The following is a 13314-nucleotide window of genomic DNA, read 5'->3' on the forward strand; positions in this document are numbered from 1 at the left end:
CGCGGATGACCGATCCGATTTCGCGCGATGCCGCGCTCAACGCCGCCCTTTCGCTCGTCGCGGGCACCCGCGCGACCGGCCGAATCGAGGACGCCCGCGCGAGCGTGATCGTCGATGTGAGCGGACTCGATGCCGCCGATCACGGCCCGCTCGAAGACGCGGTGCGCCGCGCGGCGGGCTTGGTGGTGGGGGTCGAAACGGTCCGCGTCGCGCTGACCAGCCAGCGCCAGCAGCGCGTGACGATCGCGGTCGGCAGCGGCAAGGGCGGGGTCGGGAAGTCGACCGTGTCGGCCAACCTCGCGATCGCCTTGCAGCAGGCGGGGCGGCGCGTCGGGCTGGTCGATGCCGACATCTACGGGCCCTCGCAGCCACGGTTGATGGGCGTCGCCGATCTCAAGCCGACCGCGCACAACAAGGTGCTCAACCCCGTCCAGACGCCGTTCGGCGTGCCGATGCTGTCGATGGGGATGCTCGTCACCGCCGATCAGGCGATCGCGTGGCGCGGGCCGATGGCGGCGGGTGCGCTGACGCAGATGATGGACGCCAATTGGGGGGCGGCCGACACGCTGGTGATGGATTTGCCGCCCGGCACCGGCGACGTCCAGCTGACGATGATCCAGAAATACCGGCCGACCGGTGCGGTGATCGTCTCGACCCCGCAGGACCTCGCGCTGATCGACGCGCGGCGGGCGATCGACCTGTTCGTCAAGGCGGGCGTGCCGATCATCGGCCTGATCGAGAATATGGCGGGCTATGTCTGCCCGTCTTGCGGCGAAGTCTCCGATCCGTTCGGCACTGGCGGCGCGGAAGCGGCGGCGAAGGAATTGGGGCTGCCCTTCCTGGGGCGCATCCCGCTCGACATCCGCGTGCGCGTCGCCTCCGACGCCGGCCAGCCGCCGGTCACCGGGAACGGCCCCGAGGCGGTGGCGTTCAAGCAGATTGCCGGCCACGTCGCCGGCTGGATTGCCAACGCCCAAGGGGGACATGCTTGATGCCGATCACCAGCGATAGCGAGCTTCGCACCCTGCTCGAAGAAACCCGCACGATCGCGCTGGTCGGCGCGTCGGACCGGCCCGATCGCCCGTCCTACCGCGTGATGCGCACGCTGCAGGAGCACGGCTATCGCGTGATCCCGGTCAACCCGCAGATCACCGGCGAGCATCTCCACGGCGAGTTCGTGTTTCGCGACCTGTCGCAGATCGGCGATCCGATCGATCTGGTCGACATCTTCCGCAATTCCGCCGCCGCGGGCGATGCGGTCGACGAAGCGATTGCGGCGGGGGCCAAGGCGGTGTGGATGCAATTGGGCGTGGTCAACGAAGCCGCCGCGGCGCGGGCCGAGGCGGCCGGGCTCAAGGTCGTGATGGACCGCTGCCCCGCGATCGAGCTGCCGCGCTTGGGTGTCGCCAAGATCGCCTGAAATTCGCCATGATTGCAGCGGAGTATCGGGTTCATGATGCTGCTGCTCCTCGCCGCGCAAGCCGCGACCCCCGCCGTGCCCGCCCCGGCGGCGCCGACGGCGTTCTCGATTCTGCAGCCCGTTGCGAGCGAGCCGTGCACGCGGCGCGGCAAGGCGGTCGATCCCAACGACATCGTCGTGTGTGGCAAGCCGCTGCCGTCGCAGACGTTGCCCTATCCCAAAGAAGTCGTGCTCAACCGGCCCAAGCCGTCGAATCCCGACATGACCGGGATCGGCGCGATGGCGGTCGAGGACAGTTCGCCGTGCGCGACGATGCAGCGTGGCTGTGCCGGCGGCGTGCAGTTCTTCGAGGGCGGGACGCAAATCGTGCGGCTGATCCAGAAGGTCGTCGCGCCCGACAGTTGCTGCGAGCGACCGGGCGAGGCGAAGGATTTCATGATGCTCGCCGGCGACGTCGCGCACGGGGTCGGGCGGGTGTTCAAGAAGAAGCCCGACAAATCGGGCCGCGTCGCGATCGCGCTCGATGACACGCCGCATAAGTCGGTGATCCTGCCCTGAGGGCAGTGGCCCCCACCACCGTCGTCACCCCGGGCTTGTCCCGGGGTCCACCGGGCCGCACGGACGACGAGAACAGCATTGGCGTCACGGTGGACCCCGGGACAAGCCAGGGGTGACGGTCTCTTGCTCAGGGACCGGAGGAATTTTACCCCAGGATATGCATCCACAATGGCTGCCCGACCAGGCTCTGCGATCCGCGCAGCCGCTCAAGCGCTTGCGCCACGCTGCGCTCTGGCCCCTCGTGCGTGACGATCGCGACCAGCACCGAACCATCGGCATGCGCGCCGCGCTGCATCAAGCTCTCGATCGAAACGCCCGCGTCGCGCATCGCCGCAGCGATCTCGGCGAGCACGCCGACGCGATCAGCGACGGTGAAGCGGACATAGGCGCGCCCGCGCCGCTCGCCGGCATCGGCCGGGCCCTGTGCGGTCAAGGCATCGGCGGGCATCGCGAAGGCGGGGCCGAATTCGCCACGCGCGATGTCGATCAGATCGGCGACGACGGCGCTTGCGGTCGGCCCATCGCCTGCGCCCGCACCCTGGAACAGCAGCCGCCCGACGAAATTGCCCTCGGCGACCACTGCATTGGTCGCGCCGGTAACATGCGCGAGCGGATGGCTGACGGGCACGAGATGCGGATGGACGCGCTGGAACAGCCCGGCCGGCCCCGCCTCGGCGAGCCCGAGCAAGCGTACGCGGTAGCCGAGCGCTGCCGCCTCGGCGATGTCGGCGGCGAGCACGTGGCGGATGCCGGTCGCCGCGACGTCGCCGAACGCCGGCTGCGTGCCGAAGGCGAGGCTGGCGAGCAGCGAGAGTTTGTGCGCGGCGTCGACGCCGTCGATGTCGAAGCTCGGATCGGATTCGGCAAAGCCGAGCGCCTGCGCCTCGGCGAGCACGTCGGCGAAGTCGCGGCCTTCCGCCTCCATCTTCGACAGGATGAAATTGCACGTGCCGTTGAGGATGCCGTAGACGCGCTCGATCTCGTTGGCGGCGGCACCTTCGCGCAAGCCCTTGATCACCGGAACGCCGCCCGCGACCGCCGCCTCGAACTTGAGCGCCACGCCCGCCGTTTCGGCAGCGCGCGCGAGCTCGAGCCCGTGATGCGCGAGCATCGCCTTGTTGGCGGTGACGAAGCTCTTGCCCGCGCCAAGCGTGGTGCGCGCGAGCGTGAGCGCGGGGCCGTCCGACCCGCCGACGAGCTCGACCACGACGTCGACGTCGGCATGCGCGAGCGCCGTCGTGTCGTCGATCCATGCGAAGCGGCTCATATCGACGCCGCGATCCTTGCTGCGATCGCGTGCCGAAACCGCGACGATCTCGATCGGCCGCCCGGCGCGGCGCGCGATCAACGCGCCGTTGGTGTCGAGCAAGCGGATCACGCCGCCGCCGACGGTGCCGAGCCCGGCGAGCGCGATGCGGAGCGGTTTGGTCATAGCAGTCACACCTTCGTCTCCCCAGACTCGTTCCGGGATCCCCCGATCAGCGCGCGCCGATCGCCGATTGCGCTAGCGGAGGAGTGGGCCCCGGAACAAGTCCGGGGTGACGTACTATTTCTTGACCAGGCCGATCTCGACCAGCCGCTCGTGCAGATAGTCATGCGCGGAGATCGGCGTGGGATAGCGGTCGGGCCGTGCCGCGGTGATCGTCGACGGCAGCGTCTCGATCAGGAAATCGGGCGCGGGGTGGAGGAAGAACGGCATCGAATAGCGCGAATGCCCGCGCCGCTCGGGCGCCGGGTTGACGACACGGTGCGTGGTCGAGGGCAGGACGTGGTTGGTGAGGCGCTGGAGCATGTCGCCGACATTGACCACCATCGCGCCTTCGGGCGGCTTGATCGGCAGCCATTCGCCTTCCTTGGTCAGCAATTGCAGCCCGGCTTCCTCGGCGCCGAGCAGCAGCGTGATCAAGTTGATGTCCTCATGCGCGCCAGCACGGACTTCGGCCGCATCGGCGGGGACGGGCGGATAATGCAGCAGGCGGAGCACCGAATTGCCGTCCTTGACCGCATGGTCGAACCAGTCGGGCGCGAGCCCGAGATGCCGCGCGATCGCCGACAGCAGCCGGTCGCCCGCGACGTCGAGCGCGGCGAACAGTTCGATGAAGGTCTCGCGGAAGCCCTCGGGCTGGTCGGGCCAGACGTTCGGCGCCATCTGCGCCGCGAAGCGGTGGCCTTTTGCCAGTTCGCGGCCGACATGCCAGAATTCCTTGAGGTCGACATGCGTCGCGCCCTTGGCGATCTCGGTCTTGAACGGCGTATAACCGCGCGCGCCGCCGCCGCCCGCGCTGAAATAGCTGCGCTTGGTGTCCTCGGGCAGCGCGAAGAACGCCTCGGTCATCGCCCAGGCACGCGCGATCAGATCGGCGGGGACGCCGTGGTCCGACACGACCGCAAAGCCGAACCGCTCGAACGAATCGCCGAGCGCCGCGGCAAAGGCAGCAGGATCGGCGGCTTCGTCGGCGAGCGACAGCGGAGGGACTTCGGCGGTGGGGGTGTCGAGCATGAGACGCGTCCGTGATACTGGCAAAGCGCGAAGATAGCGCCGATTTGACGGCGCGTCAGCCCCGCGGGGATCAGCGGGCCGCTCCTGCGTGCCGTAAAACCCGGAGCGGCCCTACCGAATCGGCTCGCAGGCGATGCCATCGGAGTCGCCGTCCATCTCCGGACGGTAGCCCGGCTCGCCCTCATAGATCGGCGCGGTGCCGGCAGCGCGCGCATCGTTGCAACCGCCCCACGCGTCGCCCGGCTGCGGCGCGCGGGCACGCATGAGGCCGGCCTGTACCGCGACGGGTTTTACCGCTCCGACGATTCTGCCGCGCCCATCGTCGCTAAAGGCGAGCGAGCCCGCGCCGACAATTCCGCCAAGCGCTGCCGCAACGCCCAACATCGGGAGTGCCCCGCCGCGTTGCGTATCCCGGTCGGGTGTCTTCGCCGGTGTGAATCGCGTGCGAACGGGTTTGTGTAAGCGCATCAGAGCTTTGTGGTGACGAAGAGTGAAGGAGCGGTTTCGATGGACACGGGAATGGTGTCGAAGCGCATTGCATCAAAGTCGCAACGCAAACGTCGCTGATCCCTGGAAGTCGATCGCAGCGGATCGCGGGTGTCACAAAGGAAACCCCGCGATCCGCCACAGTTTCGCCAGATCAGGCGTCTTACGATGCAAGGTTCTCCATCACCTTCTTGTGCAGCCAGACGTTCATCGTGGCGCTGTCATTGATGTCGCCGGTATAGCCGAGCTCATGCGCGAGCGAGACGCGGTTTTCGCGGCTCGGGTCGAGATCGAGCACCTTCATCAGATCGACGATCGAGGTCTGCCAGTTGAGCGGCTGGCCCTTCTCGGCGGCCTTCTGCGTCAGGACGGCGTTGACGTCGATCTTTGCAGCAGGCGCTGCGGGCGCGGGAGCCGCAGCCGGGGCAGCCGCGGGGGCGGGGGCAGGCGCAGCTGCAGCCGGTGCCGGGGTGGGGGCTGCTTCGACCGGGGCCGGCTTGTGGCCCCAGATCGCGTCCTTGATCATACCGAAAATGCTCATTGCCTTGCTCCTCTCAGGTGGAGACTGGAGAATGCCTCGCTTCGATGTCCGTTCCGCGACGGTTGCAACGACGTGCGGACCAGCTGCACGCTTTGCGGGGTGACCAGCGCGGCCGACTCGGGCATTGCGCGCGGCATGTCTGTTTCCCCGCAACGCCCGATGATGGACTCGCCCCCGCTGCGGCTGGTCGAGTTCGTCCCCCTGATCGCGTCGCTGATCGCGCTCGCGTCGCTCGGTATCGACACGATGCTGCCCGCCCAGCCCGATATCGCCCGCCGGCTCGGCGTCGATGCGATCGTCGATGCGCCGCTGATCATCACGGTGTTCGTGATCGGGCTCGGGATCGGTCAGCTGATCCACGGTCCGCTGACCGATCGCTATGGCCGGCGCCCGGTGCTGATCGTCGGGCTGATTCTCTTCATCATCGGCAATCTGTGTGCCGGGCTGGCGAACAGCTTCCCGCTGCTGCTGATCGTGCGCTTCCTCAGCGGGCTCGCGATTGCCGCGAGCCGCGTGGTGACGATCGCGCTGATCCGCGATTGCTTTTCGGGGCGCGCAATGGCGCAGGTGACGAGCCTTGCCTTCATGGTGTTCATGGCGGTGCCGATCGTCGCGCCGAGCATCGGGCAGGGGATCCTGCTGATCGGATCGTGGCGGCTGATCTTCGAGGTGATCGCAGGCGGCGCATTGCTGTGCCTGATCTGGTTCGTCTTGCGCATGCCCGAGACGCTGCGCCCCGAAAACAGATCGCCGCTGTCGATCAAGACGACGCTGGCGGGCTGGCGGCAGACGCTGTCGGACCGCTATTCGGTCGGCTACACGATCGCCGCGCTGATCGCGCAGGGCGCGATCTTCGGCTATCTCGGGTCGATCCAGCCGATCATGGAGCGCGTCTTCCACCGCCCCGAATGGCTCGGCGGCGTGTTCGCGGCCTCGGCGGGAACGATGGCGGTCGCCAATCTGCTCAACTCGCGGATCGTGATGACGCTCGGGATGCGCCGCATTTCGCAGACCGCATTGGTGGTGATGATCCTGTCGTCGGGCACCGGCGCGGTGGTCGGCTGGTTCGGCGACGAACCGCTGCTCGTCTTCGTGCTGCTGCAAGCGATCACGATGGCATGCTTTGGCCTCGCCACCTCGAACATGTCGGCGATGGCGATGGAGAATATGAGGTCGATCGCCGGTGTCGCGTCGAGCGTGCAGGGGTTCTTCGGCATCACGATGGGCGCGATCGTCGGCTGGGCGATCGGCCGCAGCTTCGACGGGACGACGGTGCCGCTCCATCTGGGGTTTCTGGTGGCGGGCGTATCGGGTATCGTGATCGCAGCGATCGTAGAGCGCGGGCGGTTATTTCGCCCCAGTTGACGCAGTTTAATCGGCAAAGCCGGAACCGTTGCCCGCTTGCACGGTTCGCTGATGAAACGATCCCGCATCCTGCGGGAGCGTCGGGAGAGCGAAGATGAGCATCGGTGGACATCAGGTACCCGGCGAGGGCACGGGCGACGACGGTTTCGACGAAGAAGGCTATGACGAGAGCCAGCGCGCGGAAATTCTGGAAGTAACCCGCGACGGGCCGAGCGACGGCACGCTGCTGACCGATATCGCCCCCGATATCGGGACGCGCGACGACGATGACGACGATCTCGAAATGGAAGACGATGAAGTCGGCGAGGAAGACCCCGATGCCGATGAGAGCGACGACGATGAGGACGAAGACGACGTCCAGGACGAGCTCGACGGCAACACCGCCGACGATGACGACGAGTTGAGCGATCGAGACGACGCCGCCTTGCGGCCGTGACGGGGTGCCGCGGACGGGCCGATCGGCGGCCCCGTCCGCGGCCTCTTGAGGCTGTATCCCGGGTGGGTCTGATGCCCGGTGTCTGGCACGCTTCGCCGTTTTGCGACGGGGCGGGAGGAACGGGCAACCGGGTGCGCCGTTTATCGGGCCCGACCCTCTTGTGTTTGACGAGTACCAGTGATGAAGCGTTTGCTGACCGTATCTCTGCCGCTCGTGTTCGTCGCGGCGTGTTCCGGGACATCCCCCAGCCAGACCAATAGCATCGACGTCAACGCGGCGGCGGTCCGCGCGCAGCAAAGCGTCGATGCCTATAACGCGGACGCGCCGGTCGAGATCGCCGAACCCGACGCGGTAACCGAAAACGATGTGACAGCCGCCACCGGGAGCAACAGCGCCGAACGCACGCCGCTCGATCCGCCGGCGCCGGGAACGCCGGGCGGACTGCCCGACGACCGGACGCCGGTTTCCGAAGCCCCCTTCACCCCGGACAGCGCGCAAGGTGCGGCCAACGTCGTGCAGACCTATTACGCGTTCCTCGGCGAACGGAAGTACGCGCAGGCGCTCGCGCTGCGCGAGCCGAAGGCAGACGCGGCCGCTTTTGCGGAAGGTTTTAACGGCTACAGTGAATATCACGCCAATGTCGGTGCGCCCGGCGCGATCGATGCGGGGGCCGGTCAACGCTATGTCACGGTGCCGGTCCAGATCTATGCGCGGCTGAAGCGCGGTGGAACCCCGGTGTACGAGATCGGCTCGGCCACGTTGCATCGCAGCGGCGATATCGATGGCGCAACCACGGCGCAGCGCACGTGGCGCATCCAGTCGATCGATTTGAAGCCGGCGCCGAAGCGCTAACGGCGGCAAGGTCTGGGCGCGCTCAGGACTTCATGGCGTTGGCCAGTGTGGCCAGATCGTCCGCGTTCACCGCCACGCCCGCCGCATCGGTATCGTCCGACGCGTTCGCCATCGTCGCCGCCCGGTTTGCCGGAGGACCGAACCCGACCGTATCGATCGCGGTCCACAGGATACCCGCCGCCCACAACAAGGCGCTCCATCGACTCAGGAAGATTTTGCGGAACGGCATCGCCGAACGTGTACGCCAGTCGGGTTAACGCGCCGCAAAACCCCGGCGCGCGGCTATGGCGTTTCGGCGGCGGGGTCGCGTTCGGCGGTCTCGGCCGCCTTGGCGAGCTTTCTGGCCGATCGGCGCGCGGCGGTGGGGGTTAGCGACGCTGCGAGCCCGTCGGGGCCATCGAGGATCACTTCGCCATGCTCGGCGGCGGCCTCGATCGGATCGTCATACGGTAATCGGGCCACATCGCGTCTCCATGACTGGACAAAACGCAAACATCCAGCGCATGTTCCCGCGCCGCGGAGGGGGCCATGTATACCGATCTGTTTCTGAAAACCCATCGTGTTCCAACGATTACCGCCGAAGAGCGCGCCGCGCTCGAGCAGGCGGTCGTGCGGACCGCGACCTATAGCCCCAAGCAGATCATCGTGCGCCAGCAGACCCCGCTGACGCAATGCACGCTGCTGCTCGAAGGCTTTGTCGAACGCTACAAGGACACGCCCGAGGGGCGGCGACAGATCCTGGCGATCCACATTCCGGGCGATTTCGTCGACTTGCATTCGTATCCGCTCAAGCGGCTCGAGCATTCGGTCGCAGCCCTCACCGATGTGCGCGTCGCGCTGTTCCCGCATGCCGACGTCCGCGCGCTGACCACGGAATCGGCGTCGCTCACCGAATTGCTGTGGCGCTCGACGCTGATCGACGCGGCGATCAACCGCGAATGGATCGTCTCGATCGGCGCGCGCAGCGCGGCGATCCGGCTCGCGCACCTGTTCTGCGAGATGTATACGCGGCTCAAGCGGATCGGGCAGGCCGAGACGACGACGTTCCCGCTCCCGCTGACGCAAGTCGATCTGGCCGATGCGACCGGTCTGACCGCGGTCCATGCCAACCGGATGCTGCGGCAGTTGCGCGAACGCGGGATGGTCGCGTTCCGACAGGGCGAGGTCGAGATCCTCGACTGGGACGCGTTGCGGCACTTCGCGAAGTTCGATCCGGCGTATCTGTTCTTCGATTAAATCGGGCGTCGCAGCGGCACGGTAGCGATCAGGATCGGAGACGTGGCCGCCCGTGCTCTAGGGGGACGCCGCGCGGCCACGCCCTGTTGCAAAAGCTATCTCTACTGATCCGATCGGCAATGGGCTTGCGCCGAAACGACAGCGGCCTGCGATGGACCGGATCGGGCACATCGGGTGGTGGCGATCACGCGTCTCCGGCGCGCTCCGACTCGGATGCCCCTTGCGGTCGGCGGCGACTTCGCGTTGGAAGCGGGAATGCCCAAGCTTCGTGCAGACCAACTCCTCGTCGATCGCGGCCTCGCCGAGAGCAAGACCCGCGCGCAGGCGCTGATCATGGCCGGCCTGGTCTTTGCCGGCGAGCGCAAGATCGACAAGCCGGGGCAAGCGCTTGCCGATGATGTGCTGCTCGACGTGCGCGGGCGCGATCATCCCTGGGTCTCGCGCGGCGGGATCAAGCTCGCGCATGGCCTCGATACCGTCGGTTGGGATGTCACGGGGGCGGTGGCGATCGATGTCGGCTCGTCGACGGGTGGCTTTACCGACGTCTTGCTGCAACGCGGTGCGATGCGGGTCTACGCGGTCGACAGCGGCACCAACCAGCTCGCCTGGAAATTGCGGCAGGACCCACGCGTCGTGGCGCACGAACAGACCAGCGCGCGGATTTTGACCGAGGTGCACATCCCCGAGGCGGTCGACCTGATCGTCTGCGACGCGAGCTTTATCGGCCTTGCCAAGGTGCTGGAAACGCCGTTGCGTTTCGCCAAGCCCGCGGCAAAGCTCCTTGCGCTGATCAAACCGCAATTCGAGGCCGGGCGTGGCGAGGTCGGCAAGGGCGGGGTGGTCCGCGACCCCGCGATCCATGTGCGCGTCTGCGATGAAGTGGCGGCGTGGGTCGTCACGCAGGGGTGGTCGGTCGCAACGATCGTCGAGAGCCCGATCACGGGCCCCGAGGGTAATGTCGAATTCCTGATTGCTGCAACGCGGGACATTCCGCCCGCAATGCCCTGAAATTAGCAGCTACATGCGGCAGAATCTCGTATATGGCCGGATTGGCCGTCACGTCGGGGATCGGTGCGGCGCAATCGAGGCGGGAAGGGCGTAGGGCTTGAGAGAGATCGCATCGAAGCAACAATTGCGGCTGGCGTTCCTGCGCTGGGCAGTGGTGACGGTGCCGCTCGTCCTGCTGCTTGGCTTCACCGCCGCGCGACTGGCGCCAGGCGGATCGCAGAACGCCTGGTATGGTGCGTTGGTGAAGCCGCGGCTGACCCCGCCCGACTGGGCCTTTCCGGTCGCCTGGACGCTGATCTACATCCTGCTCGGGCTCGCGCTGGCGATGATCCTGTATGCGCGCGGCGCGCGGCTGCGTACGCTCGCCATCCTGCTGTTCGTGGTGCAACTGGCGGTCAACCTCACTTGGTCGCCGATTTTCTTCGGGATGCATCAAGTGACCGTCGCGCTCGGCATCGTCGTCGCGATGTTCGCATTGACGCTCGCAATGGCGTTCGTCTTCGCGCGGATCCGCCCGCTCGCGGCGGTCCTGCTGGTGCCCTATCTTGCGTGGCTGGTTGTTGCCTTCTACCTCAATTACGGGATCATGGACTTGAACCCTGGCGCGGAAACCCTTGCGCCGTCGTCGTCCACCACCCAAATCATCAAGATCTAACGCGACTGGATTTTCGTCTCATGCAATCCGACAACAAGATTTTCGACGACTTCGCCAAGCTCCTCAACGGCGCAGCCGGGACGCTGGCAGGCGTGGGGCGTGAAGCCGAAGCCGGCGCACGCGCGCGCGCCAAGGAGTGGATCGGCGGGCTCGATTTCGTCTCGCGCGACGAGTTCGACGCGGTCAAGGCGATGGCGGCGGCAGCCCGCGACGATGCCGATGCCTTGCGCGCCCGGCTCGATGCGCTCGAGGCCAAGCTCGCTACGGCGCCAAAGGCGGAAGGCTGATCTGATCTTTTCCACAGATTTCTCGGCGCTTGGGCCCTCGGGCCAGTGCGTTGCCTGTTGCGGGGCCCCTACATCCTGTAATGCGGGTGCGGGAGACGTGTTGTGATGCTCGATGAAGCCGATTTCGACCGCGACGATGCCGCACCGATCGACATGCTCGAAAGCTATTTTGCAGCGCACGGCTGGGAGCATGAGCGGCAGGACGACGAAGTCATCGCCAAGGTCAAGGGCAGCTGGACGCAGTACGAGCTTCGCGCGCTGTGGCGCGAGGAAGACAGCGTCATCCAGTTCCTCGCTTTCCCCGACATTCGCGTCGCGGATGACCGGCGCAGTGCGATCTACGAGGCGATCGGGCTGATCAACGAACAGCTCTGGGTCGGGCATTTCGAATTGTGGTCGTCGAGCGGGATCCTGCTTTATCGCCACGCTGCAATGATCGAGGGCGAGGGCGGCACGATGTCGCTCGGCGCCGCCGAGTTGCTCGTCGAAAGCGCGATCGACGAGTGCGAACGCTTCTATCCGGTGTTCCAGTTCGTCCTGTGGGGCGGCAAGACCCCCAAGGAAGCGCTCGCCGCGGCAATGACCGAGACGCAAGGCGAAGCGTGACGCTCGGTCGCGTCTGGATGATCGGGTGCGGCAATATGGGCGGCGCGATGCTGCGCCGCTGGATTGCGAGCGGCGTGCTCGCCGGCGACCAGATTGATGTCGTCAACCGCGCTGACCGCCTATTGCCGGATGGCGTGCGGCAGGCGCGCGACCTTCCTGGTGGCGATTTGCCCGACGCTGTCATTCTCGCGATGAAGCCGCAGCAGATCGATGATGTTGCGAGCCTTTACGCGGAGCGTCTTGCTGGCGTGCCGGTGCTCGTGTCGATCCTAGCGGGGGTCGAGGAATCGGCGCTGGCGGCGCGGTTCAAGGCTCAGACCATCGTCCGCGCGATGCCCAATCTCCCTGTCGCGATCGGCAAGGGCGTGGTCGCGCTCGAGTCGTCGAGCCGCGACGATGCCGTGCGAGCAGACGTGTTCGCGCTGATGGCGCCGCTCGGGCTGGTCGAATGGGTCGATCCGGCGCAGTTCGACGCGGTGACCGCGCTTGCCGGCAGCGGGCCGGCGTTTCTCTACCGCTTTATCGATGCGCTTGCGGCGGCTGGCGTCGCCAATGGTTTGCCTGCGGCGCAGGCCGAGCGCCTCGCGCTCGCGACCGTCGAGGGGTCGGCGCTGCTCGCCGCAGCGGCCGAGATCGCGCCGGGAGCGCTTGCCGAGCACGTCGCAAGTCCGGGCGGCTCGACTCGTCGCGGGCTCGACGTGCTCGATGAGCGCGACGCGCTGAAGGCATTGCTTACGGAAACGATCGCGGCATCGACACGACGTAACGCCGAAATGGCGGCCGCGGCGCGCGGATAAGCGACGCCGCGTCGGGGGTGCTTAGCCGCGCAGTCCGGAGAGGCGCGACAGGTCGTCCTCGCCGATCATGCCCTCGAGCACCGACCAGAACCCCGACACCGATTGCTGCCCGGCGCGCGCATAGGCCGAGGCCCAATGTTGGCGTACCGTCTCGAACAGTTCGGTCTCGAGTGCGGCGCCTTCGGGGGTGAGCCGCAACAGCCGTTGGCGGCGGTCACGTTCGCCGACGCGCGTCTCGACCATCGCGCGGTCGACCAGTTCGTTGAGCACGCGGCCGAGCGATTGCTTGGTGATCCCGAGCAGCCCGAGCAGCGCACTGACGGTGAGATCGGGATGCCGTGCGATGAAATAGATCGCGCGATGATGCGCCCGCCCGAGGCCGATCGCCGCAAGGCGGGTTTCGGTCGTGCGCGCAAGCGTGCTCTGTGCGAAATACATCAGCTCGATCCCGCGCCGGATTTCGGGTTCGCGCAGGAATAGCGGTGAGGCGGAGGCGATTGCGGTGGCCATTGTTGACCGCCTTTGGCGCACCCCGTACACGCCTTCAATCCCCAAATTGTAACAGAA

Annotated in this window: 19 protein-coding genes; 12 read left to right on the forward strand and 7 right to left on the reverse strand. The window is 66.9% G+C overall.

The window, feature by feature from the left end; genetic code table 11:
* The first annotated feature begins 5 nt into the window (after positions 1-5).
* Genes IE187_RS14025 through IE187_RS14035 form a run of 3 tightly spaced genes read left to right on the forward strand, consistent with a single transcriptional unit; the run spans position 6 to position 1978 of the window.
* Entirely contained in the window at positions 6-992 is a 987-nt protein-coding gene (locus tag IE187_RS14025; RefSeq protein WP_189676762.1) for an Mrp/NBP35 family ATP-binding protein, read from the forward strand.
* The gene (locus IE187_RS14030) at positions 992-1420 is read left to right on the forward strand and encodes a CoA-binding protein (RefSeq protein WP_133187091.1); all 429 of its coding nucleotides are present in this window, start codon (positions 992-994) and stop codon (positions 1418-1420) included. Before IE187_RS14025 ends, IE187_RS14030 begins: the two co-directional genes overlap by 1 nt.
* 33 nt (positions 1421-1453) lie before the next feature.
* Positions 1454-1978 (forward strand): hypothetical protein, encoded by a 525-nt coding sequence (locus IE187_RS14035; protein ID WP_189676763.1) that lies wholly within the window; start codon positions 1454-1456, stop codon positions 1976-1978.
* A gap of 145 nt (positions 1979-2123) precedes the next feature.
* On the opposite strand, the gene IE187_RS14040 is transcribed toward IE187_RS14035, so the two are convergent.
* From IE187_RS14040 to IE187_RS14055, 4 genes are all read right to left on the reverse strand, one after another.
* Positions 2124-3410, reverse strand: a complete 1287-nt coding sequence (locus IE187_RS14040; RefSeq protein ID WP_189676764.1) for a homoserine dehydrogenase — start codon at positions 3408-3410, stop codon at positions 2124-2126.
* Between the two features lie 114 nt (positions 3411-3524).
* Entirely contained in the window at positions 3525-4478 is a 954-nt protein-coding gene (locus IE187_RS14045; RefSeq protein WP_189676765.1) for an isopenicillin N synthase family dioxygenase, read from the reverse strand.
* A gap of 111 nt (positions 4479-4589) precedes the next feature.
* Positions 4590-4862, reverse strand: a complete 273-nt coding sequence (locus tag IE187_RS21390; RefSeq protein ID WP_229839415.1) for an excalibur calcium-binding domain-containing protein — start codon at positions 4860-4862, stop codon at positions 4590-4592.
* A 265-nt stretch (positions 4863-5127) separates the two neighbouring features.
* Positions 5128-5505 (reverse strand): DUF3597 domain-containing protein, encoded by a 378-nt coding sequence (locus IE187_RS14055; RefSeq protein WP_189676766.1) that lies wholly within the window; start codon positions 5503-5505, stop codon positions 5128-5130.
* A gap of 135 nt (positions 5506-5640) precedes the next feature.
* Here IE187_RS14055 and IE187_RS14060 point away from each other — a divergent pair, with 135 nt between their 5' ends.
* The 3 genes from IE187_RS14060 to IE187_RS14070 all read left to right on the forward strand — a co-directional run bounded on the left by IE187_RS14060 (position 5641) and on the right by IE187_RS14070 (position 8158).
* Complete coding sequence (locus tag IE187_RS14060) at positions 5641-6870, forward strand: multidrug effflux MFS transporter (RefSeq protein ID WP_189676767.1); 1230 nt, start codon at positions 5641-5643, stop codon at positions 6868-6870.
* A 94-nt stretch (positions 6871-6964) separates the two neighbouring features.
* Positions 6965-7306 (forward strand): DNA primase, encoded by a 342-nt coding sequence (locus IE187_RS14065; RefSeq protein ID WP_133187105.1) that lies wholly within the window; start codon positions 6965-6967, stop codon positions 7304-7306.
* Between the two features lie 213 nt (positions 7307-7519).
* The gene (locus IE187_RS14070; protein WP_229839416.1) at positions 7520-8158 is read left to right on the forward strand and encodes a hypothetical protein; all 639 of its coding nucleotides are present in this window, start codon (positions 7520-7522) and stop codon (positions 8156-8158) included.
* 22 nt (positions 8159-8180) lie between these two features.
* Here IE187_RS14070 and IE187_RS14075 read toward each other — a convergent pair whose 3' ends face one another.
* Together IE187_RS14075 and IE187_RS14080 are read right to left on the reverse strand one after the other, a co-directional pair.
* The gene (locus IE187_RS14075) at positions 8181-8387 is read right to left on the reverse strand and encodes a hypothetical protein (protein WP_133187109.1); all 207 of its coding nucleotides are present in this window, start codon (positions 8385-8387) and stop codon (positions 8181-8183) included.
* A 53-nt stretch (positions 8388-8440) separates the two neighbouring features.
* Entirely contained in the window at positions 8441-8620 is a 180-nt protein-coding gene (locus IE187_RS14080) for a hypothetical protein (RefSeq protein WP_133187111.1), read from the reverse strand.
* Between the two features lie 66 nt (positions 8621-8686).
* On the opposite strand from IE187_RS14080, the gene IE187_RS14085 reads away from it, so the two are divergent.
* From IE187_RS14085 to proC, 6 genes are all read left to right on the forward strand, one after another.
* Entirely contained in the window at positions 8687-9394 is a 708-nt protein-coding gene (locus tag IE187_RS14085; protein WP_189676769.1) for a Crp/Fnr family transcriptional regulator, read from the forward strand.
* Between the two features lie 255 nt (positions 9395-9649).
* Positions 9650-10402 carry a TlyA family RNA methyltransferase gene (locus IE187_RS14090; RefSeq protein ID WP_189676770.1) on the forward strand — a complete coding sequence of 251 codons (753 nt, stop codon included), beginning with the start codon at positions 9650-9652 and terminating at the stop codon, positions 10400-10402.
* A 97-nt stretch (positions 10403-10499) separates the two neighbouring features.
* The gene (locus tag IE187_RS14095) at positions 10500-11057 is read left to right on the forward strand and encodes a TspO/MBR family protein (protein WP_189676771.1); all 558 of its coding nucleotides are present in this window, start codon (positions 10500-10502) and stop codon (positions 11055-11057) included.
* Positions 11058-11077: 20 nt separating this feature from the next.
* Positions 11078-11344: an accessory factor UbiK family protein gene (locus IE187_RS14100; protein WP_133187119.1), complete on the forward strand. Its 267-nt coding sequence runs from the start codon at positions 11078-11080 to the stop codon at positions 11342-11344.
* A gap of 105 nt (positions 11345-11449) precedes the next feature.
* Positions 11450-11950, forward strand: coding sequence for a type III secretion system chaperone family protein (locus tag IE187_RS14105; protein ID WP_133191897.1), 501 nt, complete (start codon positions 11450-11452; stop codon positions 11948-11950).
* Positions 11951-11967: 17 nt separating this feature from the next.
* Positions 11968-12747 (forward strand): pyrroline-5-carboxylate reductase, encoded by a 780-nt coding sequence (gene proC, locus IE187_RS14110; protein WP_189676951.1) that lies wholly within the window; start codon positions 11968-11970, stop codon positions 12745-12747.
* A 21-nt stretch (positions 12748-12768) separates the two neighbouring features.
* Here the strand turns inward: proC and IE187_RS14115 are convergent, their stop codons facing one another.
* A complete protein-coding gene (locus IE187_RS14115) occupies positions 12769-13257 on the reverse strand; it encodes a MarR family winged helix-turn-helix transcriptional regulator (protein WP_133187121.1) in 489 nt (162 codons plus the stop codon).
* Positions 13258-13314 lie beyond the last annotated feature (57 nt).

The organism is Sphingomonas glacialis (genome assembly GCF_014653575.1).
Taxonomy (GTDB): domain Bacteria; phylum Pseudomonadota; class Alphaproteobacteria; order Sphingomonadales; family Sphingomonadaceae; genus Sphingomonas; species Sphingomonas glacialis.